At 62.7% G+C, this 20,788-nt stretch carries 18 protein-coding genes; 9 read left to right on the plus strand and 9 right to left on the minus strand.

Annotated features, from left to right (window positions below; all coding sequences use genetic code 11):
- Positions 1 to 87 precede the first annotated feature (87 nt).
- On the plus strand, positions 88 to 1,164 hold the full coding sequence (locus tag FJW04_RS29145) for a substrate-binding domain-containing protein (protein WP_015318270.1): 1,077 nt from the start codon (positions 88 to 90) through the stop codon (positions 1,162 to 1,164).
- Between the two features lie 18 nt (positions 1,165 to 1,182).
- Here the strand turns inward: FJW04_RS29145 and FJW04_RS29150 are convergent, their stop codons facing one another.
- The gene (locus FJW04_RS29150; RefSeq protein WP_140718251.1) at positions 1,183 to 2,379 is read right to left on the minus strand and encodes an OpgC family protein; all 1,197 of its coding nucleotides are present in this window, start codon (positions 2,377 to 2,379) and stop codon (positions 1,183 to 1,185) included.
- A 201-nt stretch (positions 2,380 to 2,580) separates the two neighbouring features.
- On the opposite strand from FJW04_RS29150, the gene FJW04_RS29155 reads away from it, so the two are divergent.
- Positions 2,581 to 3,240 (plus strand): alpha/beta hydrolase, encoded by a 660-nt coding sequence (locus FJW04_RS29155; protein ID WP_140718253.1) that lies wholly within the window; start codon positions 2,581 to 2,583, stop codon positions 3,238 to 3,240.
- 27 nt (positions 3,241 to 3,267) lie between these two features.
- Here FJW04_RS29155 and FJW04_RS29160 read toward each other — a convergent pair whose 3' ends face one another.
- Positions 3,268 to 3,636: a TetR/AcrR family transcriptional regulator C-terminal domain-containing protein gene (locus FJW04_RS29160; RefSeq protein ID WP_140718255.1), complete on the minus strand. Its 369-nt coding sequence runs from the start codon at positions 3,634 to 3,636 to the stop codon at positions 3,268 to 3,270.
- A complete protein-coding gene (gene sthA / locus FJW04_RS29165; RefSeq protein WP_015318273.1) occupies positions 3,612 to 5,000 on the minus strand; it encodes a Si-specific NAD(P)(+) transhydrogenase in 1,389 nt (462 codons plus the stop codon). Before sthA ends, FJW04_RS29160 begins: the two co-directional genes overlap by 25 nt.
- Before the next feature lie 204 nt (positions 5,001 to 5,204).
- On the opposite strand from sthA, the gene FJW04_RS29170 reads away from it, so the two are divergent.
- From FJW04_RS29170 to FJW04_RS29180, 3 genes are all read left to right on the plus strand, one after another.
- Complete coding sequence (locus tag FJW04_RS29170) at positions 5,205 to 5,675, plus strand: RDD family protein (protein ID WP_015318274.1); 471 nt, start codon at positions 5,205 to 5,207, stop codon at positions 5,673 to 5,675.
- Between the two features lie 139 nt (positions 5,676 to 5,814).
- A complete protein-coding gene (locus FJW04_RS29175; RefSeq protein WP_015318275.1) occupies positions 5,815 to 6,573 on the plus strand; it encodes an arginyltransferase in 759 nt (252 codons plus the stop codon).
- Between the two features lie 131 nt (positions 6,574 to 6,704).
- A complete protein-coding gene (locus FJW04_RS29180; RefSeq protein WP_140718257.1) occupies positions 6,705 to 7,601 on the plus strand; it encodes a DMT family transporter in 897 nt (298 codons plus the stop codon).
- A 10-nt stretch (positions 7,602 to 7,611) separates the two neighbouring features.
- Here FJW04_RS29180 and FJW04_RS29185 read toward each other — a convergent pair whose 3' ends face one another.
- Both FJW04_RS29185 and parC read right to left on the minus strand, forming a co-directional pair.
- Entirely contained in the window at positions 7,612 to 8,820 is a 1,209-nt protein-coding gene (locus tag FJW04_RS29185) for an AI-2E family transporter (protein ID WP_015318277.1), read from the minus strand.
- A gap of 265 nt (positions 8,821 to 9,085) precedes the next feature.
- Positions 9,086 to 11,338: a DNA topoisomerase IV subunit A gene (gene parC, locus FJW04_RS29190; RefSeq protein ID WP_015318278.1), complete on the minus strand. Its 2,253-nt coding sequence runs from the start codon at positions 11,336 to 11,338 to the stop codon at positions 9,086 to 9,088.
- A 331-nt stretch (positions 11,339 to 11,669) separates the two neighbouring features.
- Between parC and FJW04_RS29195 the strand changes: the two genes are divergently transcribed.
- Positions 11,670 to 12,860 (plus strand): hypothetical protein, encoded by a 1,191-nt coding sequence (locus tag FJW04_RS29195; RefSeq protein ID WP_140718259.1) that lies wholly within the window; start codon positions 11,670 to 11,672, stop codon positions 12,858 to 12,860.
- A gap of 228 nt (positions 12,861 to 13,088) precedes the next feature.
- Here FJW04_RS29195 and aspS read toward each other — a convergent pair whose 3' ends face one another.
- Entirely contained in the window at positions 13,089 to 14,876 is a 1,788-nt protein-coding gene (aspS, locus tag FJW04_RS29200; protein ID WP_181173082.1) for an aspartate--tRNA ligase, read from the minus strand.
- A gap of 223 nt (positions 14,877 to 15,099) precedes the next feature.
- Between aspS and FJW04_RS29205 the strand changes: the two genes are divergently transcribed.
- The 3 genes from FJW04_RS29205 (at position 15,100) to rnd (ending at position 18,109) form a co-directional block, all read left to right on the plus strand.
- Entirely contained in the window at positions 15,100 to 15,474 is a 375-nt protein-coding gene (locus FJW04_RS29205; RefSeq protein ID WP_140718263.1) for an avidin/streptavidin family protein, read from the plus strand.
- A gap of 163 nt (positions 15,475 to 15,637) precedes the next feature.
- Complete coding sequence (locus FJW04_RS29210; protein ID WP_140718265.1) at positions 15,638 to 16,882, plus strand: MFS transporter; 1,245 nt, start codon at positions 15,638 to 15,640, stop codon at positions 16,880 to 16,882.
- A gap of 75 nt (positions 16,883 to 16,957) precedes the next feature.
- Complete coding sequence (gene rnd / locus FJW04_RS29215) at positions 16,958 to 18,109, plus strand: ribonuclease D (protein WP_015318283.1); 1,152 nt, start codon at positions 16,958 to 16,960, stop codon at positions 18,107 to 18,109.
- 47 nt (positions 18,110 to 18,156) lie between these two features.
- On the opposite strand, the gene FJW04_RS29220 is transcribed toward rnd, so the two are convergent.
- Genes FJW04_RS29220 through guaB form a run of 3 tightly spaced genes read right to left on the minus strand, consistent with a single transcriptional unit; the run spans position 18,157 to position 20,678 of the window.
- Positions 18,157 to 18,576, minus strand: coding sequence for an MAPEG family protein (locus tag FJW04_RS29220; RefSeq protein WP_140718268.1), 420 nt, complete (start codon positions 18,574 to 18,576; stop codon positions 18,157 to 18,159).
- A gap of 25 nt (positions 18,577 to 18,601) precedes the next feature.
- Positions 18,602 to 19,144 carry a hypothetical protein gene (locus tag FJW04_RS29225; protein WP_181173080.1) on the minus strand — a complete coding sequence of 181 codons (543 nt, stop codon included), beginning with the start codon at positions 19,142 to 19,144 and terminating at the stop codon, positions 18,602 to 18,604.
- 31 nt (positions 19,145 to 19,175) lie between these two features.
- Positions 19,176 to 20,678: an IMP dehydrogenase gene (gene guaB / locus FJW04_RS29230; RefSeq protein ID WP_015318286.1), complete on the minus strand. Its 1,503-nt coding sequence runs from the start codon at positions 20,676 to 20,678 to the stop codon at positions 19,176 to 19,178.
- Between the last annotated feature and the right edge of the window lie 110 nt (positions 20,679 to 20,788).

Consider the following 20,788-nt stretch of genomic DNA (forward strand, 5'->3'; position numbering starts at 1 on the left):
CAGGTCAAGCAAAATTTGAATCGATCCAACGAAAATACTAGATGCGGCGGAAGAACGTGCTACATGGATATCAGGAGGCACGCACAAATGGCGTCACTCACCGCAGGCAATCGACGACCCGTACGGCTGGCCGACATCGCCAAGGCCGCCGGTGTTTCGCACGGCACCGCGTCCAACGTATTCAGCCGCCCCGAGATCGTGCGCGAGGAAGTCCGCGAACGGGTTCGCGCCGCGGCCGAGGCAATGGGTTATGGCGGCCCCGATCCAAAGGGCAGGCTGCTGCGGGCCGGCAAGGTCAACGCCATCGGCGTGGCCACCGCCGAGCCCCTCTCCTATTTCTTCGACGATCCGTTTGCGCGCGTCATGATGGCGGGCATCTCGCAAGCTTGCGATGCGACCGGAGCCGGCATTTCCCTGGTCTCGGCCGCCAACAACGAGCAGCTTGCCTGGAACATCCAGAGCGCTCTGGTCGACGGCTTCATCGTCTTTTGCATCGAAGGTGGCTCGCGCCTGGTGGAGTTGGCACGTGAGCGCAAGCTGCCCTTCGTCGCGCTCGACCTCGACTCCGAGGACGGCTCGGTCGCCGCGATCGGAGTCGACAACATCGCCGGCGCCGGCATGGCGGCCCGCCATCTCACGGATCTCGGCCATCGCCGCTTCGCCGTCATGGCCCTGCCCTTCGCCGACAACAGGACGGGCCTTGTTTCGGCCGAACAGGTTCGGGCGGCGACCTATGCCGGAACGCGCGACCGCCTCACCGGCTATCTCCGGGAGCTTTCGCGGGTTGGCGTCGACATAACCAAAGTGCCTGTCTACGAGACCGCCAACGACGTGGCGAGCACGAAGGCGGGGCTCGAGACCATCTTCGCCTCCGACACGCCGCCCACCGCCATTCTGGCCATGTCGGACAGAATAGCCCTGGTGGCGCTCGAATGGCTGAGCGCACGCGGGCTGAGCGTGCCTGACGACGTTTCCATCGTCGGCTTCGACGGTGTTCCGGAAGCAGCGGTGTCCGAGCCGCCATTGACCACGATCGCCCAGCCGATTGCCGAGATGGGCCGCCTTGCCGTCAGGGCGATCCTGGAGAGCGACGGGCCGGTCAGCCGGCATCAACTGCCGGTCGAACTGATCGTGCGAGCCTCGACGGCTTCGCCACGCGGCTGAACCGCACGGCCGAACCGCCTACCGATTGGCTCTTGCCATGGCAGTCCCCAAAGGCGCACGAACCGGCGCGGGAACCGTTTGGGCCGTACGGGCCTTGCCCGAACCGCCGATGGTCGACAGCCATTCGAGATAGAAGGCGAGCGCGAACTGCATGGCGATGCCGGCCGATATCAGCAGGCTGTCATAGACGAGCCCGCCCGGATTGATCAGCTTCATCACCTGCGCGACCATGGCGATCACCGTGCCGGCGATGAAGGCCGGCAGCGATCTTTTGCCCAGTATGGCCAGCGGATGGTCGGGGCTGGTGCGGAACAGGTTTGACATCGTCGGCAGGGCGACGACGAGGTAGCTGACCGCCAGGATGTGCAACAGCCGCGACAACGACAGGAAGGTCTTGTCGAAGCCGCCGATCACCACCGGCAGGTTGAACCACGTTATCTGTCCCCAGAGCGGGCTATGCACCCACACCAGAGCCGCCAGCCCATAGGCCGAGGCCGCGCCGACAAGCCAGCGGTTGACCGGAATGACACCGCCGCGCCTGACATGCAGCATGGCGGCAAGGCCGATGTTGAACAGGAACTGCCAGGACAACGGGTTGAGGAACCAGAAACCGGGCTCGGGGTAATTGGGCGGAGCGATCTCCCAAATTCCGGCAACCAGCCATAGCGTGCCGGACATGACAAGCGCCGCGACGGGCCTGGAGCTGACGAACAGGACGAACGCCGGCGCCATCAAAAGCAGCGCCGCATAGACCGGCAGGATGTTGTTATAGCCGAGCTGATGGCCGAGCGTGACGATGCCGACCAGCACTTGCGGCGTGTTTTTCATCAAGGGCTCGATGTTGATGAGCGTCAGCAGTTCCGGCCGCCTGGCAAACACCGCCACGGCGCAGAACAGGGCCATCACCACCATCGTCGTGACGATGTGGGCGACGTAGAGCACGCCGGCCCGCCGCCACATTTTCAAGGTCGCCAGAAGCCGGCCACCCGGCCGGAATTTTGTGCCGTAGGCGAGCGCGACCGAAATGCCTGATATCAGCACGAACGCCTCGGCCGCGTCCGAAAACCCGAAATTCTTGTAGGTCAGGGTCTCGAAAGCCGTGCCCGGCACATGGTCGACGAAGATGGTGAGCAGTGCCAGCGCGCGCAGCACATCGATACGCGTGTCGCGTTCAAAGACACGCAAATCGCGATCTGGCGAAACAGGGGTAGTCATCGACAAAAGGCCTCAAAGCTGGTTGTTCATGTCCAGCAATGCGACCCCCGACGCACCGCTTCGATTCCTCCCACAGGGAGTGTATCGGCGCAGAAACGGGCCGCAATGAGCCTGGTTCAATCAACTTTCGCGGAGCATGAAAATATTGCGTTTTGAAGCCGGCAAATTGAGCGAAACCTCATATAATCAACGGGATGCGGTATGACTGGCGCCAGTGTCGAAAATGGCCCTCCGATGCTGGATCTAGCCTTTCCTTATCGCCTCCTCGGTGCCGGCAAAAGCGGCCGCGCGTGCCTGTTCCTGCTGCATGGATCGGGTGTCGACGAGACAAGCATGGTGCCGCTGGCGAGGCGCATCGCGCCCGACGCCCCCCTGATCGCGGTACGGGGCCGCATCCCGCAGGAGGACGGTTTTCGCTGGTTCGAGCGAATCACGCCGACGCGCTTCGGCCAGCAAAGCATCCGTGTCGAAACCGCCGCCTTCGCGGCATTCGCAAGCGAAGTCGCCGCGCGCCATGGGCTCGATCTCGCCCACGCGACATTCCTTGGCTATTCGAACGGCGCCAATCTGGTTTCGAGCCTGATGCTGCTCCATCCCGGCATTGTCCGGAGCGCGGCGCTGCTGAGGCCAATGCCGGTGCTCGACAAGGTGCCTTCAACGGACCTCATGGGCACACGGACGCTGATCATTGCCGGGGCGGCGGACGAGACCTACGGGCCTTTCGCGTTGGCGCTGGTGACGCTGCTCAGCCGGCACGGTAGCGAGATCGACGCCCGGATCGTTCCATCAGGCCACGAAATCGGCGACCCGGACGCCGCGATCGTCGAGCGATGGCTGGCCGGAGCGGCACAGGGAGGCTGACCGCCTTTGCGACCGCTCGCTGCCCAATCAGCGTTCGGCCACCATTCGAACTTCTGCCCCGGCGATCAGCAGGGCGAGCCCGCTTTCAAACAGCGCCTCGTGTCCGCCGGCACGGTAGTGCACCAAGGCTTCATGCAAAAGCGGATGATCATGCGCCGCCGCATCCAGCGCTTCGCCACGCCCCGGACCTGACGGATTTTCGGCTTGCTCCTCCATGACACAGCCGACCGTGTAGCGGCCGACCGTCATCAGCAATTCCATGGCTGGAACCGCCGCCATGCCCTCGCCCGCCAGGAATTCCAGCAGCCGCTCGAAGTGGCAACAGAATGGAGGGGAGTGTACGGCTCCCCCCGAACTTGCACCAGACTGGGCTACCCTCTTCCCATTCTGTTCCAGGCGTCGAGGCCGGCGATCTTGTAGGCCTCGGCCAGGGTTGGATAGTTGAAGGTGTTGTTGACGAAGAAGTCGACCGTGCCGCCGAGATTGATCACCGCTTGGCCGATATGAATGAGTTCGGTGGCGCCCTCACCGACAATGTGCGCGCCGAGCAGGCGCCGCGTCTCGATCGAGAACAACAGCTTCAGGAAGCCGGTGTCGACGCCCATGATGTGGCCGCGCGACGTCTCACGGAAGCGCGCGACGCCAACCTCATAGGCGCCGCCGCTTTGGCGTACCTGCTCCTCGGACTGGCCGACCGTCGATATCTCCGGCACCGCGTAGATGCCGTAGGGAAAGGTCTCCGGCGGCGCGGGCAGGGTCACGCCAAAGGCATGGCAGGCGGCCACCCTGCCCTGCTCCATGGAGGTCGAGGCGAGGCTTGGAAAGCCGATGACGTCGCCGGCCGCGTAGATGTTCGGCACGCTGGTCTGGAAAGTCTGGGGATCGACCTTGATGCGGCCCCTGGAGTCGGCTTCGATGCCGACCACGTCGAGGCCGAGGCTGCCGACATTGCCGGTGCGGCCGGCGGCGTAGAGCACGACCTCGGAGCGAATGGTGCGGCCATCGGCCAGTTCCACTTCGGCGGCATCCGGCTTGGAGCGGATTTCCTTGACCGCGCTGCCCAGTCTTATCGTCATGCCGCGGTCGCGCATCTGGTGGATGAAATCGTCGACGATCTCCCGGTCGACGAAATCGAGGATGGAGTTGCGCGGCTCGACCAGGGTCACCGGTACGTCGAGCGCGGAAAAGATCGTGGCGTATTCGACGCCGATGACGCCGGCGCCGATCACCGTCAGCGTGCGTGGCAGGCGGTCGAGTTCAAGCATTTCGTCGCTGTCGAAGACACGGGTCTTGTCGAAGGGCACGTCGGCCGGCCGATGCGGCCTGGTGCCCACGGCGATCAGTGCGTTGGCGAAACCGACTTCGCTGTAGTCGCCATTGTCCGATGTCAGGCTGACCTTGTTGGAGCCCAGAAATTTCACCGCCGCGCGCGCGCTTTTGACCGTGTTGCGCATGAACTGGTGCTGCAGCACCTCGACCTCATGGTCGAGCGTCTTGTGCAGGCGCTCGATCAGGTCGCCGACCGAGATATCCTGCTTGACCCGATAGCCGCGTCCATAGAAGCCGCGCTCGCGCCAGCCCGAGAGGTTGAGCACCGTTTCGCGCAGCGTTTTGGAAGGAATGGTGCCGGTGTGCACCGAGACGCCGCCAAGGCGCCGGCCCCGGTCGACCACCAGCACCGATTTGCCGAGTTTGGCCGATTGCACGGCGGCGCGGCGGCCGGAAGGGCCGCTGCCGATGACCAGCATGTCGTAGTCCATATTGCCCCGTCCCCTCGGCGTCTTGTTGCGCCGCAGCAAGCTAACGCCATCCGTGCTGCAAATTCAACCGCTTCGGACCATCAGCCCATTCTGTCCCGCCTGGCGCCGCGGCGAAACGGTCCGATCTTGATTCCACCATGAGCCTTCACCATTTCTGGTGCGGTGGGGCGCAGGCTAAGCAGGCCCCTGTTACGAGGAAATGACATGAACGCTCGCGTTCTCGACGGCGAAATCATCAACACCCGGCTCGACGATGTCAGGGCTTTTGAAGGCGTGCGCACAAGGCGCATTCTGGCTTTCGTGCTCGACTATCTCATCGTTGGCCTGCTGAGCATTCCGGTCGCCATCCTGGTGTTCTTCCTCGGGCTCTTGACCCTCGGCCTGGGCTGGATGCTGTTCGGCGTCCTGGTGCCGGCAGTCGCCATCCTCTACATCTGGAACACGTTGGGCAGCGCCGACCAGGCCACCACGGGCATGAAGATGATGGGCATTCGCCTCGACCGTCTCGACGGCACTCGCATCGACGGGCTGACCGCGGTCGTCCATTCAGTATTGTTCTGGGCCGGCAACGTCATTCTGTCGCCGCTGGTCCTGCTGGTGACCCTGTTCTCGGACCGCAAGCGCACGCTGCACGATCTTTTGCTCGGCACTGTCGTCAGCCGCACCGGCCGATGAAACCGCCCTGAAGCAAAGCCGCAGCCCCCTTGAGCGCAAATGTGAAGGTGTTGAGTTGCCCACACCTTCACAATCCTGTTGAATTTTTCGCCGCCGGAGCCAAAGGTAGAGCGATTCGAAGGAGTGTTTCCAAGGCTCGATGACGCAGCACCCGACCCAGTCGCCGCAGTTCTTCCTGACCGCGCCGTCGCCGTGCCCCTATCTCGACGGCCAGTTCGAGCGCAAGGTGTTCACGCATCTGGTCGGCGACAAGGCCTCGGAGATGAACGACCTGCTCACGCAAGGCGGCTTCCGGCGCTCGCAGAACATCGCCTACAGACCAGCCTGCGAGACCTGCCGCGCCTGTGTGTCGGTGCGTATCCTGGCACAGGAGTTCACCGCCAGCCGCAACATGAAGCGCGTGCTGCAGCACAATTCCGACCTCGTCGGCGCCATGCACAACGCCGAGCCCTCGACCGAACAATATTCACTGTTTCGCGGCTATCTCGATGCCCGCCACCGCCGCGGCGGCATGTCCGACATGACGGTGCTCGACTACGCCATGATGGTCGAGGATACCCATGTCGACACCAAGGTGATCGAATACCGGCGGCGCGGACCCGACACCTTCATCACCGGCAAAGGCCAGGGTGAACTCATAGCGGTGGCGCTCACCGACAAGATGGCCGACGGCTTGTCGATGGTTTATTCCTATTTCAATCCCGATTTCGAAAGCCGCTCGCTCGGCACGTTCATGATCCTCGACCATATCGCCCGTGCCAAGGCGATGGGGCTGCCCCATGTCTACCTTGGCTACTGGGTCAATGGTTCGCGCAAGATGAATTATAAGATGCGCTTCATGCCGCAGGAGCATCTCGGCCCAAAAGGCTGGGAGCGCTATACCAACGAAGCGGTCTGACGCTGAGTTTTCCCTCGATCCACGCTTAAACTGTTTCAAGGCAGGGGACGCTGGTCTTTCAGCCGCTCGGCTGGAGAGAGTGCGCGCTTGCGCCGACCGGCCGCCTGCAATTCAATTGCGAAAGTTCCTGCATGTCCTCTCACCATGATCACCAGAAGGGCCTTCTGATAACCGCCATCGGCGGACTGATACTGACCGTCGACATACCGTTGATCCGCCTTGCGGATGGCGGCGCGTGGACCATCCTTTTGCTGCGAACCGGAACCACCTTCATCGCCGCGATGATCATCTGGTCGGTCTGGCGCGCGCTGAGCCGGAATGTCCCGCCGCTTATCCCCGGCTGGTCCGGGCTGATCGTGGCGATATGCTATGGGCTGACCTCGATCACCTTCGTTACCGCGGTCTTCCACACCTCGACCGCCGACCTGGTGTTCATCCTGGCCTTCAACACCGTCTTCGCCGCACTCTTGTCCTGGATATTCCTACGGGAAAGGCCGGGAGCGGTGACGATCGCGGCCATGCTGGTCATGATCCTCGGCGTGCTGGTCATCGTCGGCGGTTCGGTTGGCAGCGGCAAGCTGTTCGGTGATTTCATGGCGCTGTGCTCGGCTTTCTTCATCGCGGTGGCCATCACCCTCTCGCGAGCCAGCGGCAAAGATATGGGATTCACCTCGCTGATCGGCGTCGTTCTGCCGCTTGGGCTGGCGGCCTTCATGGTGAGCGGCGAAGGCTTTCACGTAAACGCGCCATGGTGGATCATCTTCAACGGCGCCGTCATCATGCCGATCTCGTTCTTCTGCCTCGCCGCCGGGCCGAAATACATTTCAGGACCGGAAGTGGCGATGTTCTACCTGCTCGAAACCGTGCTGGCGCCGATCTGGGTATGGATGATCTTTGCCGAGACGCCGACCCGCAACAGCCTGATCGGCGGCGGCATCCTGATCGTCACGCTCGTCGCCCATTCGCTCTGGCAGTTGCATGATGGACGCAAGCGCCGAGGCGACCTCGCGGTACACCATCCGGCGTAGAGGTCGAGATTCAGGCGCTGGCTTTCTTGACCACGCTGGGTTCGGGCAGGACCTCGATTTGTGGACCGGCTTCGATTTCATTCGGCGGCACGATCTCGTCGGCCAGTTCCACCTCGCGCAGCCACTCGCGCCAGATGGCGACCAGTAGCGCCATCAGCACCGGACCGATGAAAAGGCCGAGGAACCCCATCGTCTTGACGCCGCCGATCAGGCCGAAAAAGGTCGGCAGGAAGGGCAGTTTTATCGGGCCGCCGACGAGCTTGGGGCGCAACGTCTTGTCGACGACGAACAACTCGACCGTGCCCCAGATGAACAGCGCCAGGCCGGCCATCGGTGAGCCGCTGGCGGCGAGGTAGATCGAGACCAATGTGAAGGACAATGGCGCACCGCCGGGGATGAGCGCCATGACGCCGGTCAGCGCGCCGAGCGTCACCGGCGACGGCACACCAGCCAGCCAGTAGGCGATGCCCAGCACCAGTCCCTCGCCGATGGCGATTACCGTCATGCCGGTCACGGTCGAGGAAATGGTCGCCGGCACGACGCGCGAGATCCGTTCCCAGCGGGTGGGCAGGATGCGCTCGCCGAGGCGGTCGATCTGGCCGGCGAAATTCTCGCCGTCGCGATAGGCGAAAAACAGGGCGATCATCATGAACAGCAGCGTCAGAAAGAGGCTGAAAGCGCTGCCGCCGGCGGCGAGCGCACCGCGGTAGATGCTGCCTATATTGGCGCCGCTGACCAGCTGGATCAGTTCGCCGATGCCGCCGGGATGGCCGAGATTGGTCGTCCACTGCTCGTTCAGCCACTCACCCACCACAGGCAGGGTGGCGATCCAGTGCGGCGTCACCGCACCGTGGCGGTTGGTCTCTATCGCCCAGCCGACCCATTCGCGCACCTCGTTGATGGCGTAGGTGCCGGCAAGCGCGATCGGTATCACCAGGAAGGCCAGGATGAACAGGATGGCAAATGTGGCGGCGATGGTTCGGTTGCCGCCGACGCCGACCAGCAGCCGTCGGTAGAGCGGCCAGCTGGCGAAGGCGATAACGAGGGCGGCCAGCACCGGGAACAGGAAGCCGTGGAAAAAATAGACGCCGGCGGCAACGATCAGCACCAGCAGCCAGCGCGCCGCCGAGAGCGGCGGTATGACGGCCGAACGAAGCGGTGTGGACAGCCCGAAGAGGCGCTGCTGCCGTTCCGGCTTCTGGATCTTTGCTTCCTTCAAACGCCCTGTTCTCCCCGGCCCATCCGGTCAGTTATGCACCGATATAGTGCAGCAATCGTGACGATACTCCAAATGGTGATGGCGGAGCTGCCAATCTCCGCCTCGTGGGGAATCTCATGCAGGACAGAGGGGGGCGTGAACTTCTGATCTGATCTTAAGGACCGAGAATTGCGAGAGGTGTAGCCAGCCATTTGATGCGCTGGCGGGACAGCGCCTCCTCTGGCCAGCCGGCCATTTCCCCAACGAGGGAGGAGATCGGCAGCTTCTAGCCGAACTTCCCAGTCCTTGGGAATCCCTTAGGCACCATTCGTCCCGCCGACGCCCGGGCGCCGATCCATTCAGCCAATTCCTCGCGCGACCGGGTGAAGGTACGGTCGGCCGAATCCTGCCAGGAGAGACCGGTCTCCAGCGTGAACGGCTTGAGGTCGAGCAGGCCGCCGTCCTTGTATTTCTGCAGCCGCACACCCTTGCCGCGGCCCATCTCCGGAATTTCCGAGAGCGCGAACACCAGCATCTTGCGGTTCTCGCCAACGATGGCCAGGTGATCGCCGGTGACCGGCACGCAGCGCTTGGCCTCGTCCGGCGCCTTGACGTTCATCACCTGCTTGCCCTTGCGGGTGTTGGCGACCACCTCTTCCTCGGGAACGATGAAGCCGTTGGCGTCGAAAGAGGCGAGCAGCAGCTTGCGCTTGGGATCGTGGACGAAGGCGGTGACGATGTCCTGGTCATTGTCCATGTCGACGATGATGCGGATCGGCTCGCCATGGCCGCGGCCGCCCGGCAGCCGGTCGGCGCCGATCGTGTAGAACTTGCCGCCGGTCGTGAAGACCAGAACCTTGTCCGTCGTCTGGGCATGGAAGGCGAGCTTGAGGCTGTCGCCCTCCTTGAAGGTCAGCGTCGAAAAATCGGCCAGATGGCCCTTCATCGCCCGCAGCCAGCCTTTTTCCGAAACCACCACGGTGACCGGCTCGCGCTCGATCATGGCGTGCGCGATATCGGTCAGGTCGTGCTCGGGCGCGTCGGCGAACTGCGTGCGGCGCTTGCCGAGCTCGGTCTCCGGACCGAACTTGTCGCGAACCTGAGTGACTTCCCACTTGATGGTCGACCATTGCTTGGCATCGGACGCCAGCAGTGCCTCGATCTGCTTCTTCTCCGCTGTCAGGCCGTCGAATTCCTTGCGGATCTCGAATTCTTCCAGCTTGCGCAAGGCGCGCAGCCGCATGTTGAGGATCGCTTCGGCCTGGGTGTCGGTGAGCGACCAGCGAGCCATCATGACCTGCTTGGGCTCATCCTCCTCGCGGATGATCCTGATCACCTCGTCGATGTTGAGATAGGCGATCAGGTAGCCGGCAAGGATTTCCAGCCGCCTCTCGATCTCGCCGAGGCGAAATTTCGAGCGACGGATGAGGACGTCGCGGCGGTGGTCCAGCCATTCCTGCAGCACGCCCTTCAGCGACAGCACGTTGGGCACCTTGCCGCGCGACAGCACATTCATGTTGAGCGGGAAACGGCTTTCGAGCTCGGTCAGCTTGAACAGCGATTCCATCAGGATGCCTGGGTCGACCGAACGGCTCTTCGGCACCAGCACGACGCGGATGTCCTCGGCGCTTTCGTCCCTGATATCCTCGAGCAGCGGCAGCTTGCGGGCCATCAACAGCTCGGCGATCTTCTCGATCAGCCGCGCCTTCTGCACCCCATAGGGGATTTCGGTGACGACAATGCTCCAGGTGCCCCTGCCCTGGTCTTCCTGGTTCCATTTCGACCGCACGCGAAACCCGCCGCGGCCGGTCTCATAGGCTTCGAGGATCGAGGCACGGCTGTCGACGATGATGCCGCCGGTCGGAAAATCCGGACCCTGGACGAAATCCATCAGCTTCGCCACCGGCGCATCACGATGCTCGATCAGATGCAGCGCCGCGTCGCAGAGCTCGGCGGCATTGTGCGGCGGGATCGAGGTCGCCATGCCAACCGCGATGCCGGACGAGCCGTTGGCCAAGAGATTGGGGAAGGCACCGGGGAGCACGACCGGCTCCTCGTCTTCTTCATTGTAGGTCGGCCGATAGTCGACCGCGTCCTCGGTGATGCCGGCAAGCAGGTCGGTCGCCACGTCGGTCATGCGCGCTTCGGTGTAGCGCATGGCGGCGGCGTTATCGCCGTCGATGTTGCCGAAATTGCCCTGGCCGTCGACCAGGGGGTAGCGCATCGAAAAATCCTGCGCCAGCCGCACCAGCGCATCATAGATCGACTGGTCGCCATGCGGGTGGAACTTGCCCATCACCTCGCCGACGATACGAGCGCATTTGGCGAACCCCTGGTCGGGATTGAGGCGCAGCAGGCGCATGGCGTGCATGATGCGGCGATGGACCGGCTTCAGTCCGTCGCGCACATCCGGGAGCGCCCGGTGCATGATGGTCGACAAAGCATAGGCGAGATAGCGCTCTTCCAGCGCCTTCTTCAGGTCGACCGGTTCGATATGATCGCCGCCGCCATTGTCAGGCGGCAAAAGCCTTTTTCCCATGGGCTGCACCTAGCCGAGCGGGTGATTCGCGGCAAGAGGCGCGCACCGGGCCAGTCGATTTGCGCGCAATTCTGCAACAGAAAACCGCAAGGTCGAGGTTGCCGGCCAACATCAATCTGTTACATGCCGCATCTATTGCGAAGCACGCTGGCGGCCCGACCTTCATGCCAAATTCACTGCATTCTCCAATAGCGTTCGGATCGGGTTTGCCTTTCAGCGCGATTTTCGACCATTGTGCCGGGACACGCCTTTTTCCCGTCCAGTTCGTCACGGAATGGTGATGGCGCAAAGAATTGAAAAATAATTTCAGGACACTCTCAGGGACCTTGCGATGACAATCAACCGCTCAACTCTCCGGAAATTCGCACTTTCGACCTTCTTGCTCACGCTGCCGCTGAATGCGGCCCTTGCCCAGGACGCGGCGGTCGCGGACCGGCTGAAGGCAGCACTCTCCGCCCAGGGCGTCGACATCTCTTGGACCGGCGTGACCGGCGACAACACCAGCATGGTGCTGCAGGGCGTGTCCGTGAAACCGGCCGCGGAAAAGGAAGCGCTGACGATCGGCGACGTCAAGCTCGAGAACATCACCGAAGCCAATGGCGGCTATGATATCGGCACCGTGTCGACCTCGGCCTTCGAACACAGCAAGGACGGCGTCACCCTGGATCTCAGCCCCTTCGTCATCCACGACATGACGGTGCCGGCCGACGGCTCCACCAGCCCGCTTGGCTCGCTGATGATGTACAAATCCGCTGAACTCTCGAACATGACGGTCAAGGTCGCCGACAAGACCGCTTTTTCGATGGACGGGCTTGCCATCCAGATCACGCCGCCCGCCGACGGCAAGGCGATGGAATTCACCGCCAACACGGAGAAATTCACGGCCGATCTCTCGCTGGTCGAGGACCCCAAGTCCAAGGAGGTCATCAACGCGCTCGGCTACCAGAACATCTCGGGCAATCTTGAAATGGCCGGCACCTGGCAGCCGTCGGACGGCAAGATGGAGCTGTCGAAATACGACATATCCGTCGAGAATGCCGGCACGCTCGGCATGACCTTCGACCTCGGCGGCTACACGATCGACTTCATCAAGTCGCTGCAGGAGATGCAGAAGAAGATGGCCGCACAGCCGGAAGGCGCCGACAATTCAGCGCAAGGCATGGCCATGCTCGGCCTGTTGCAGCAGCTTTCGTTCAACAGCGCATCGATCCGCTTCGACGACGATTCGCTGACCGGCAAGGTGCTGGACTATGTCGGCAAGCAGCAGGGCATGTCGGCCAAGGACATCGCCAACCAGGCCAAGGCAATCGTGCCGTTCGGCATGGCGCAGCTCAACAATCCCGAGCTGACGGCTCAGGTTACGGCGGCTGTCAGCAAATATCTCGACGATCCGAAGAGCCTCGAAATCTCGGCCGAGCCGCCGGCATCGGTGCCGTTCGCGCTGATCATGGCGGGCGCCATGTCCAACCCGCTCGACCTGCCGAAGACGCTCGGCGTCAGCGTCAAGGCGAACGAGGACTGATCGAATTAGCTGCCTTCTCCCCGTCACTATACGGGGAGAAGGTGCCGGCAGGCGGATGAGGGGCAGCGCCGACGCTTGCGAATATGAATTCCAGTCTGAAACGATTGCCTGTCAGAAGGCCTCGGCTGCTACGATCGCTCGCAAATCCCCAGCATCCGCGCTGCCCCTCATTGTCCTGCCGGACATTTCTCCCCGTATAGTGACGGGGAGAAAGGGCAGTTGCACCCGTCAGTCCTTCTTCACCGGCGCTACCCGCAGCGCCAAATCGCGAAGCTGCTGCGGCGAGGCTTCCGACGGCGCGTTCATCAACAGGTCGTAAGCCTGCTGGTTCATCGGGAACATGGTGATCTCGCGCAGGTTCTTCGCCCCGACCAGCAGCATGACGACGCGGTCGACGCCGGCGGCCATGCCGCCATGCGGCGGCGCGCCATACTGGAAGGCACGGTAGAGGCCGCCAAAGCGCTCCTCGACCGTGGCGCGGTCGAGCCCGACCGTCTCGAACGCCTTGACCATGGTTTCGGGCAGATGGTTGCGGATACCGCCACTGGCGATCTCGAAACCGTTGCAGACCATGTCGTACTGGAAGGCCTTGATGCCGAGCAGATCCTCGCCGTTCAGCGCATCGATGCCACCCTGCGGCATCGAGAACGGGTTGTGGGCGAAGTCGATCTTCTTCTCCTCCTCGTTCCATTCGAAGAACGGGAAGTCCACGATCCAGCACAGTTCGAAGCGTTCGCGGTCGACGAGGTTCAGCTCCTCGCCGGCACGGGTGCGCGCCGCGCCGGCGAACGACACGAACTTCTTCGGATCACCGGCGACAAAGAAAGCGGCGTCGCCGTCGGCAAGACCGAGTTGCAAGCGGATCGCCTCGGTACGTTCCTCGCCGATGTTCTTGGCGAGCGGGCCGGCGCCTTCGAGCTTGTCGCCTTCCTTGCGCCAGAAGATGTAGCCCAGGCCCGGCTGGCCCTCGCCTTGCGCCCAGCTATTCATGCGGTCGCAAAAGGCGCGGCTGCCGCCGGTCTTTGCCGGAATGCCCCACACCTCGGCCTTCGGATCGTTGGCCAGGATGTTGGCGAACACCTTGAAGCCGGAATCGCGAAAATGGTCGGAGACGGCTTGCATCTCGATCGGGTTGCGCAAGTCCGGCTTGTCGGAGCCGTATTTGCGCATGGCGACATCATAGGGGATGCGCTGGAATTTCTGCGTCACCGGCTTGCCGTTGGCGAAGGTCTCGAAGACGCCGCGCATCACCGGTTCCATGGTCGACAGCACGTCGTCCTGCTCGACGAAACTCATTTCGAGGTCGAGCTGGTAGAATTCGCCGGGTAGGCGGTCGGCGCGCGGGTCCTCGTCACGGAAGCAGGGCGCGATCTGGAAGTAGCGGTCGAAGCCCGACACCATGATCAGCTGCTTGTATTGCTGCGGCGCCTGCGGCAGCGCGTAGAAGGTGCCGGGATGGATGCGCGACGGCACCAGGAAGTCGCGCGCGCCTTCCGGCGACGACGCGGTCAAGATCGGCGTCGAGAATTCGGTGAAGCCGACCTCGCCCATGCGCTTGCGCATCTCGGCGATGATCTTCGTGCGCGCCACGATGTTCTTGTGCAGTGTCTCGCGGCGCAGGTCGAGGAAGCGGTATTTCAGCCTGATGTCCTCGGGATAATCGGGCTCGCCGAACACCGGCAGCGGCAATTCCTTGGCCGCCGACAACACCTCGATCTCGCGGGCGAAAATCTCGATCTCGCCGGTCGGCAAATTGGCGTTGACCGTCTCGGGCAAGCGCGCCTTGACCTCGCCATCGACGCGGATCACCCACTCGCCGCGCAAGGTCTCGGCGACCTTGAAGGCGGGCGAATCGGGATCGGCGACGATCTGGGTCAGGCCGTAATGGTCGCGCAGGTCGATGAACAGCAGGCCGCCATGGTCGCGCACGCGATGCACCCAACCCGACAGGCGAACGGAATTGCCGACGTCGCTCTTTCGCAACTGGGCACAGGTATGGCTGCGGTAACGGTGCATGGTCATGGATAAAAGTCCGGGATTGTGAGTTGCGGGCCAAAGCATCGCAGCCCGGCCCAAAATTTGCGCGAAAAGCGCATGAGAGGCATGGTTTGTCAAGGCAAAGGGACGGAGGGGGCGATCTCTCAGCTTGGAACTTCGGCTTTCAATTTATGGCCGTTCATGTGGCGGAACGGTAAACCGCCTCTCACGTTAGCGCATGATGGACTGAGAGGAGGCAAACATGTTTTCCTGGAAGGGCACTTGGCGCAATCAATACGGTTCGGTTGTAATTATCGAGGACGATAGTGAGGGTTTGATCCGCGGTGTCTTCAAGACAGCGTTGCCCGACAGCAGCTTTTCCGGGATGGAAGTGCCTCTTCACGGGGCCGCTCATGGAGATGTGATCGGCTTTACTTCCGCGGCGTTAGGAAAGACGGGGCCGGCGGCGGTCAGCTATACCGGCATTTTTCGAGACGGCAAGATCGAGATGTTATGGCACACAGTGGCTGGCCTGGCTCTTTCAGCCGATGCCGAGGGTGAGCCCGCAAAGCTGACCACGGTTGGAACATGGCGCGCCTTCGGGACCAGCCTAGACACTTTTGAGCGCGTCGATTGATACTCTGACCGATTAACCGGCGCTGCCGGTCGCCATCGACATCTGTTTCATCCCCCGAGCTGAATTCGGGCCGAGGCCTTGCTGCCTTTTCATTGGCAAATGCCGCTGGCATCGACGGAGACGATGGTCCAAAAAGGATCAACGATGAGCGGCTGTATTCCTTATGTCCTCCATCCGTCCCCTGATCCCGCTTCTTCTCGCCGCAGGCATCCTCCTCGGCGGCAATGGGCTGCAGAGCACGCTGATCGCGCTGCGTGGCGCGCAGGAAGGGTTTTCGGCTTCCGACATCGGCCTGATGGGCACCTTCTATTTCGCCGGCTTCCTGCTCGGCTGCCTGGCCATCACCCGCATCATGAAGGCTGTGGGCCATATCAGGGCGTTTTCGGCGCTGGCGGCGATCGCCTCCGTCGGCACCTTGCTGCTCGTGCTGGTTGTCGATCCGGTGATGTGGTGCGCGGTGCGCTTTGCCGGCGGCTTCTGTTTCGCCGGATTGTTCACCATCGTCGAAAGCTGGCTGAATTCCGGCGTCACTAACCGCGACCGCGCCCGCGTGCTGGCGATCTACCGGATGGTCGATACCGGATCGGTGACATCAGCCCAGTTCCTGATTCCCGTCTTCGGCGCCGGTGGCTTCACCATCTTCGCAATCATGTCGATCATGATCACGCTGTCGTTGGTGCCGGTCTCGCTCGGCGACCGCTCCAACCCGACGCCGCCGGAAGAGGTCAAGCTCGATCTGGCCCGCGTCTGGCGGATTTCGCCTCTGGGCTGCTTTGGCTGCATCGCCGTCGGCGTCACCAACAGTGCCTTTCGCACCTTGTCGCCGGTCTATGCGGAGCAGATCGGCATGTCGGTCGGCGATGTCGTCACCTTCGTCAGCGTCGGCATTTTCGGCGGCGCCATCATCCAGTATCCGCTCGGTTACCTCTCCGACCGCTGGGATCGGCGCCGGGTGCTGCTGATGACGACCTGCTGCGCGATGCTTTCGGCTCTGGCGCTGGTGTTCATCGCCGGCAGCAACCCGCTGCTCAACTTCATCATCATCTTTATCTTCGGCTGTTTCGCCATGCCGCTGTATTCGCTGTCGGCGGCACATTCCAACGACCGCGCGGATGCCGGCGAGTTCGTGCTGATCAACGCCGCCCTGATGCTGTTCTACTCCTTCGGCGCTATTGGCGGCCCTTTCGCGGCCTCGACCGCGATGCAGTATTTCGGGCCAAGCGCGCTGTTCGTCTTCAGCGCCGTGGTCTACGCGATCTTCATTGCCGTCATCCTCTACCGCATGCAGGCACGCTCTGGAGTACCGGCGGGCAAGCGCAGCCGCTTCACGGCGCTGTTGCGCACGTCGACCATTTTCGCACGGCTGGCGAGGAGAAATAGTGATCCAGACAGTCCGGAAGGGCCGTGACGGTGGCGCCACAGCTTGACGAAAGCCTTCCCGGCTGAAATCTAGGAAGACCCTACTCCTGCCAAAAGCGATTTGATGCACGTCATCACCACCCAGAAAGAACTCGAGACCGTTCTCGCCGCTTTCGAAAAGTCGGATTTCGTCACCGTCGACACCGAATTCATCCGCGAAACGACCTTCTGGCCAATCCTGTGCCTGATCCAGATGGCCGCGCCCGGCGTGACCGCGCTGATCGATCCGCTGTCACCTGACATCGACCTGGCTCCCTTCTTCAGGCTGATGGCCAACGAGGCGGTGGTCAAAGTCTTCCATGCGGCGCGCCAGGACATCGAAATCATCGTCCATCTCGGCGACCTCGTTCCGCACCCCGTGTTCGATACCCAGGTGGCGGCGATGGTCTGCGGCTTCGGCGACAGCGTTTCCTACGATCAGCTGGTACAGCGCATCACCGGGGCGCGGCTCGACAAGTCGTCGCGCTTCACCGACTGGCGCCATCGGCCGCTGTCCGACAAGCAGCTTGATTACGCGCTGGCCGACGTCACCCATCTGATCGAGGTCTATCAGCACCTCAACGCCGAGCTGGCGCGGGAAAACCGCGCCCACTGGCTGAATGAGGAGATGGATGTCCTGACCTCGCGCGAGACCTACGATCCGCACCCCGAGGATGCCTGGAAGCGGCTGAAGATGCGGCTTCGCAAGCCCCAGGAACTGGCGATCGTGCAGGCCGTGGCGGCATGGCGCGAACGCGAGGCGCGCGAGCGCGACGTGCCGCGCGGCCGTGTGCTCAAGGACGACGCGATCTACGAGATCGCGCAGCAAGGACCGCGCGATGCGCCAGCCCTTGCCAAGCTGCGCACCACGCCAAAAGGCTGGGAACGCTCCTCGACAGCGACGGCATTGCTCGGCGCGGTCAACACCGCGCTCGCCCTGCCCAAGGAGCAGATGCCGAAACTGCCGAAAAACTTCCAGCCGCCCGAGGGCTCGAATGCGGCCGCGGAACTGTTGAAGGTGCTGCTCAGGATCGTCGCCGAAAAACAGGGCGTCGCCTCGAAGGTGCTGGCCTCCAGCGATGACATCGATCGCATCGCCGCCGAGGGCGAGGATGCCGATGTGCCCGCGCTGCAAGGATGGCGGCGCGCCGTGTTCGGCGAACACGCGCTGAAGCTGGTACGCGGCGAGATCGGCATCAAGTTCGACAATCGCAAGATCGCGGTGTTCGATCTATAGGCGCCGGCCTTTCCCCCTTCCCTTTTGGAGAAGGTGATTGGCGCAACTCATACGATCGCGAGCAAGTGCAGGCCCAGCCAGATCCAGCCCAGCGCCAGCACCACCGCGCCCAGCACGAAGGAGCGGTTGCGCACCAGCAGCTTGTTGCTGGTCAGGTGAAACCAGGCGTGAAAATAGCGCGACGCGACAAAAATCCACATCAGTGCGAGGGTGATGTAATTGACGCCGTTGGTCATGTGCAGTGTCAGGCACAGCACGTAAAAAAGCACCGGCAGTTCGAATTGGTTGATCAAATTGTTCGCGACGGTGACAGTAGAGGCCGGCTCGGTCGAACGAACCTTGTACTGGCCGACCTTGGCTTCACCCGACTTGACAGCAACATAGCGGCGCCGGCCCATGACGATATAGACGATGTAGATCAGCAGCACATGAGCCAGCACAGGCCAGAAGATCGTGGTCTGGTTCATGAAGCCGCCCCTGCCCTGCTCCGCTTCAACTCCGACGTCTTTGGCCTGCCAGCCAGAAAGCGGCAATGACGATGACCGGGACGGCGAGAAGCGCGAATTTGGTGACGATCAACGCCGAGGCAAAGGACAGCGAGTCCGGGTTGGCGTAGAGGAAATCGGACAGAAGGCGCGCCACGGCGATGTTCTGGGCGTAGTCGGCGAGCGTATAGGGCAGCACCAGGATCAGCGCGAAGACCGCCTGCATCTGCGCCGGCAGCACGCGGAAATTCTTCAGGCGCCGGCCAGTTGCCAGGATCAGGCTGACCAGCGTCAGCGACAACAGCGTCGGAAACAGAAGATCGAAGGTCAGGTAGTGCCAGACCAGGATGATCTCGCTGCCGCGCCGGCCAAGCGCCGTCAGCCAGGCCATGCCTTCGTCGGGCGTGAATCCGAAATAACGCATGTCGAGCGAAGCCAGGCCCCCGCTCAGTCGACGAAAATAGAAGAACTCCATCCCCGTCATGGCGACAAAAACCGCCACCGAGAGGAAGCAGAGCGCCCCGACATGGCGCGACAAGCGCAGCACCATGGCGGTCAAGTTCGCCCAAAGCCCGGAAGAATCAGGCTCCGCCGGGATAGTTGGGGCTTTCGCGGGTAATCGTGACGTCATGGGCGTGGCTTTCACGAAGTCCGGCGTTGGATATGCGCACAAAGGTGGCGCGGTCGCGGAAATCGGCAAGGTCGCGGCCACCAACATAACCCATAGCGGCTTTCAGCCCGCCCGCAAGCTGGTGCAGCACGCCAGACACAGGTCCTTTATAGGGAACCTGCCCTTCAATGCCTTCCGGCACCAGTTTCAGCGTGTCGCGCACCTCGGCCTGGAAGTAGCGATCGGCGGAGCCCCGCGCCATGGCGCCGACCGAGCCCATGCCGCGATAGGCCTTGAAGGAGCGGCCCTGGTGCAGATAGACCTCGCCCGGGCTTTCGTCGGTTCCGGCAAGCAGCGAGCCGATCATGGCGGCACTGGCGCCGGCGGCGAGTGCCTTGGCGAGATCGCCGGAATATTTGATGCCGCCGTCGGCGATCACCGAGGCGCCTGATTTGTGCGCCGTCTCGACCGCCGACATGATGGCCGAAAGCTGGGGAACGCCGACCCCGGCCACAATGCGGGTGGTGCAGATGGAGCCCGGACCAATGCCGACCTTGACGGCGTCGGCGCCGGCGTCGATCAGCGCCCGCGTGCCTTCCGCGGTGGCGACGTTGCCGGCCAGGATTCGCACGGAATTGGAAAGCTTCTTCGCCCGCGTCACCGCGTCCAGCACGCGCTGCGAGTGGCCATGCGCTGTGTCGATCACCAAAAGATCGACGCCGGCCTCGATAAGACGCTCGGCGCGCTCGAAGCCGTCATCACCGACGCTGGTGGCGGCCGCGGCGCGCAGGCGCCCCTGCGCATCCTTGGTGGCGTGCGGGTTGAGCTGCGACTTCTCGATGTCCTTGACGGTGATCAGCCCGACGCAATTGCCCGTTTTGTCGACCACCACCAACTTCTCGATGCGGTGCTGGTGCAGAAGCCGCTTGGCCTCGTCCTGGTCGACGTTCTCCTTGACCGTGATCAGGTTCTCACGGGTCATCAATTCGTAGACCTTTTGCGCCGGATCGGAAGCGAAGCGCACATCGCGGTTGGTCAGGATGCCGACCAGCCGGCCGGTCTTGTGGCCACCGGCGCCGCCATTCTCGACCACCGGAATGCCCGAGATCGAATAGGTGCGCATCAGCGACAATGCGTCGGCGAGCGTGGCGTCGGGCCCGATCGTGACCGGGTTGACCACCATGCCGGATTCGAATTTCTTGACCTGCCGCACCTGCTCGGCCTGTTCGGCGGGCGAGAAATTGCGATGGATGACGCCGATGCCGCCGGCCTGCGCCATGGCGATGGCAAGCCTTGCCTCGGTGACCGTGTCCATCGCCGCCGACAGGATCGGCACGTTGAGGTCGATGTCGCCGGCGATGCGAGTGCGGATGTCGGTCTGGCCGGGCATGACCTCGGAATGACCGGGCTGCAAAAGCACGTCGTCAAAGGTCAGCGCCAGTGCGCCGGTGGACGTTTCGATGATTTTTGCCATGGCCAGCCCTTTGAATGCGAAAAAGCGCTGGACCGGAATGGACAGCGCCGACTCGTTATTCCCTTTCAGGATTGGCGGTGGCTGGTAACACGTCGCGGGACGGATGAAAA

Source organism: Mesorhizobium sp. B2-7-3 (assembly GCF_006440715.1).
In the GTDB taxonomy this organism is placed as follows: Bacteria; Pseudomonadota; Alphaproteobacteria; order Rhizobiales; family Rhizobiaceae; genus Mesorhizobium; species Mesorhizobium australicum.

Excerpts from the sequence above, each read along its gene's own strand:
- FJW04_RS29145 (WP_015318270.1), top strand. The coding sequence starts at position 88 with ATGGCGTCACTCACCGCAGGCAATCGACGACCCGTACGGCTGGCCGAC.
- FJW04_RS29150 (WP_140718251.1), bottom strand. The coding sequence starts at position 2,379 with ATGACTACCCCTGTTTCGCCAGATCGCGATTTGCGTGTCTTTGAACGC.
- FJW04_RS29155 (WP_140718253.1), top strand. The coding sequence starts at position 2,581 with ATGACTGGCGCCAGTGTCGAAAATGGCCCTCCGATGCTGGATCTAGCC.
- sthA (WP_015318273.1), bottom strand. The coding sequence starts at position 5,000 with ATGGACTACGACATGCTGGTCATCGGCAGCGGCCCTTCCGGCCGCCGC.
- FJW04_RS29170 (WP_015318274.1), top strand. The coding sequence starts at position 5,205 with ATGAACGCTCGCGTTCTCGACGGCGAAATCATCAACACCCGGCTCGAC.
- FJW04_RS29175 (WP_015318275.1), top strand. The coding sequence starts at position 5,815 with ATGACGCAGCACCCGACCCAGTCGCCGCAGTTCTTCCTGACCGCGCCG.
- FJW04_RS29180 (WP_140718257.1), top strand. The coding sequence starts at position 6,705 with ATGTCCTCTCACCATGATCACCAGAAGGGCCTTCTGATAACCGCCATC.
- parC (WP_015318278.1), bottom strand. The coding sequence starts at position 11,338 with ATGGGAAAAAGGCTTTTGCCGCCTGACAATGGCGGCGGCGATCATATC.
- FJW04_RS29195 (WP_140718259.1), top strand. The coding sequence starts at position 11,670 with ATGACAATCAACCGCTCAACTCTCCGGAAATTCGCACTTTCGACCTTC.
- aspS (WP_181173082.1), bottom strand. The coding sequence starts at position 14,876 with ATGCACCGTTACCGCAGCCATACCTGTGCCCAGTTGCGAAAGAGCGAC.
- FJW04_RS29205 (WP_140718263.1), top strand. The coding sequence starts at position 15,100 with ATGTTTTCCTGGAAGGGCACTTGGCGCAATCAATACGGTTCGGTTGTA.
- FJW04_RS29210 (WP_140718265.1), top strand. The coding sequence starts at position 15,638 with ATGTCCTCCATCCGTCCCCTGATCCCGCTTCTTCTCGCCGCAGGCATC.
- rnd (WP_015318283.1), top strand. The coding sequence starts at position 16,958 with ATGCACGTCATCACCACCCAGAAAGAACTCGAGACCGTTCTCGCCGCT.
- FJW04_RS29220 (WP_140718268.1), bottom strand. The coding sequence starts at position 18,576 with ATGAACCAGACCACGATCTTCTGGCCTGTGCTGGCTCATGTGCTGCTG.
- FJW04_RS29225 (WP_181173080.1), bottom strand. The coding sequence starts at position 19,144 with ATGGTGCTGCGCTTGTCGCGCCATGTCGGGGCGCTCTGCTTCCTCTCG.
- guaB (WP_015318286.1), bottom strand. The coding sequence starts at position 20,678 with ATGGCAAAAATCATCGAAACGTCCACCGGCGCACTGGCGCTGACCTTT.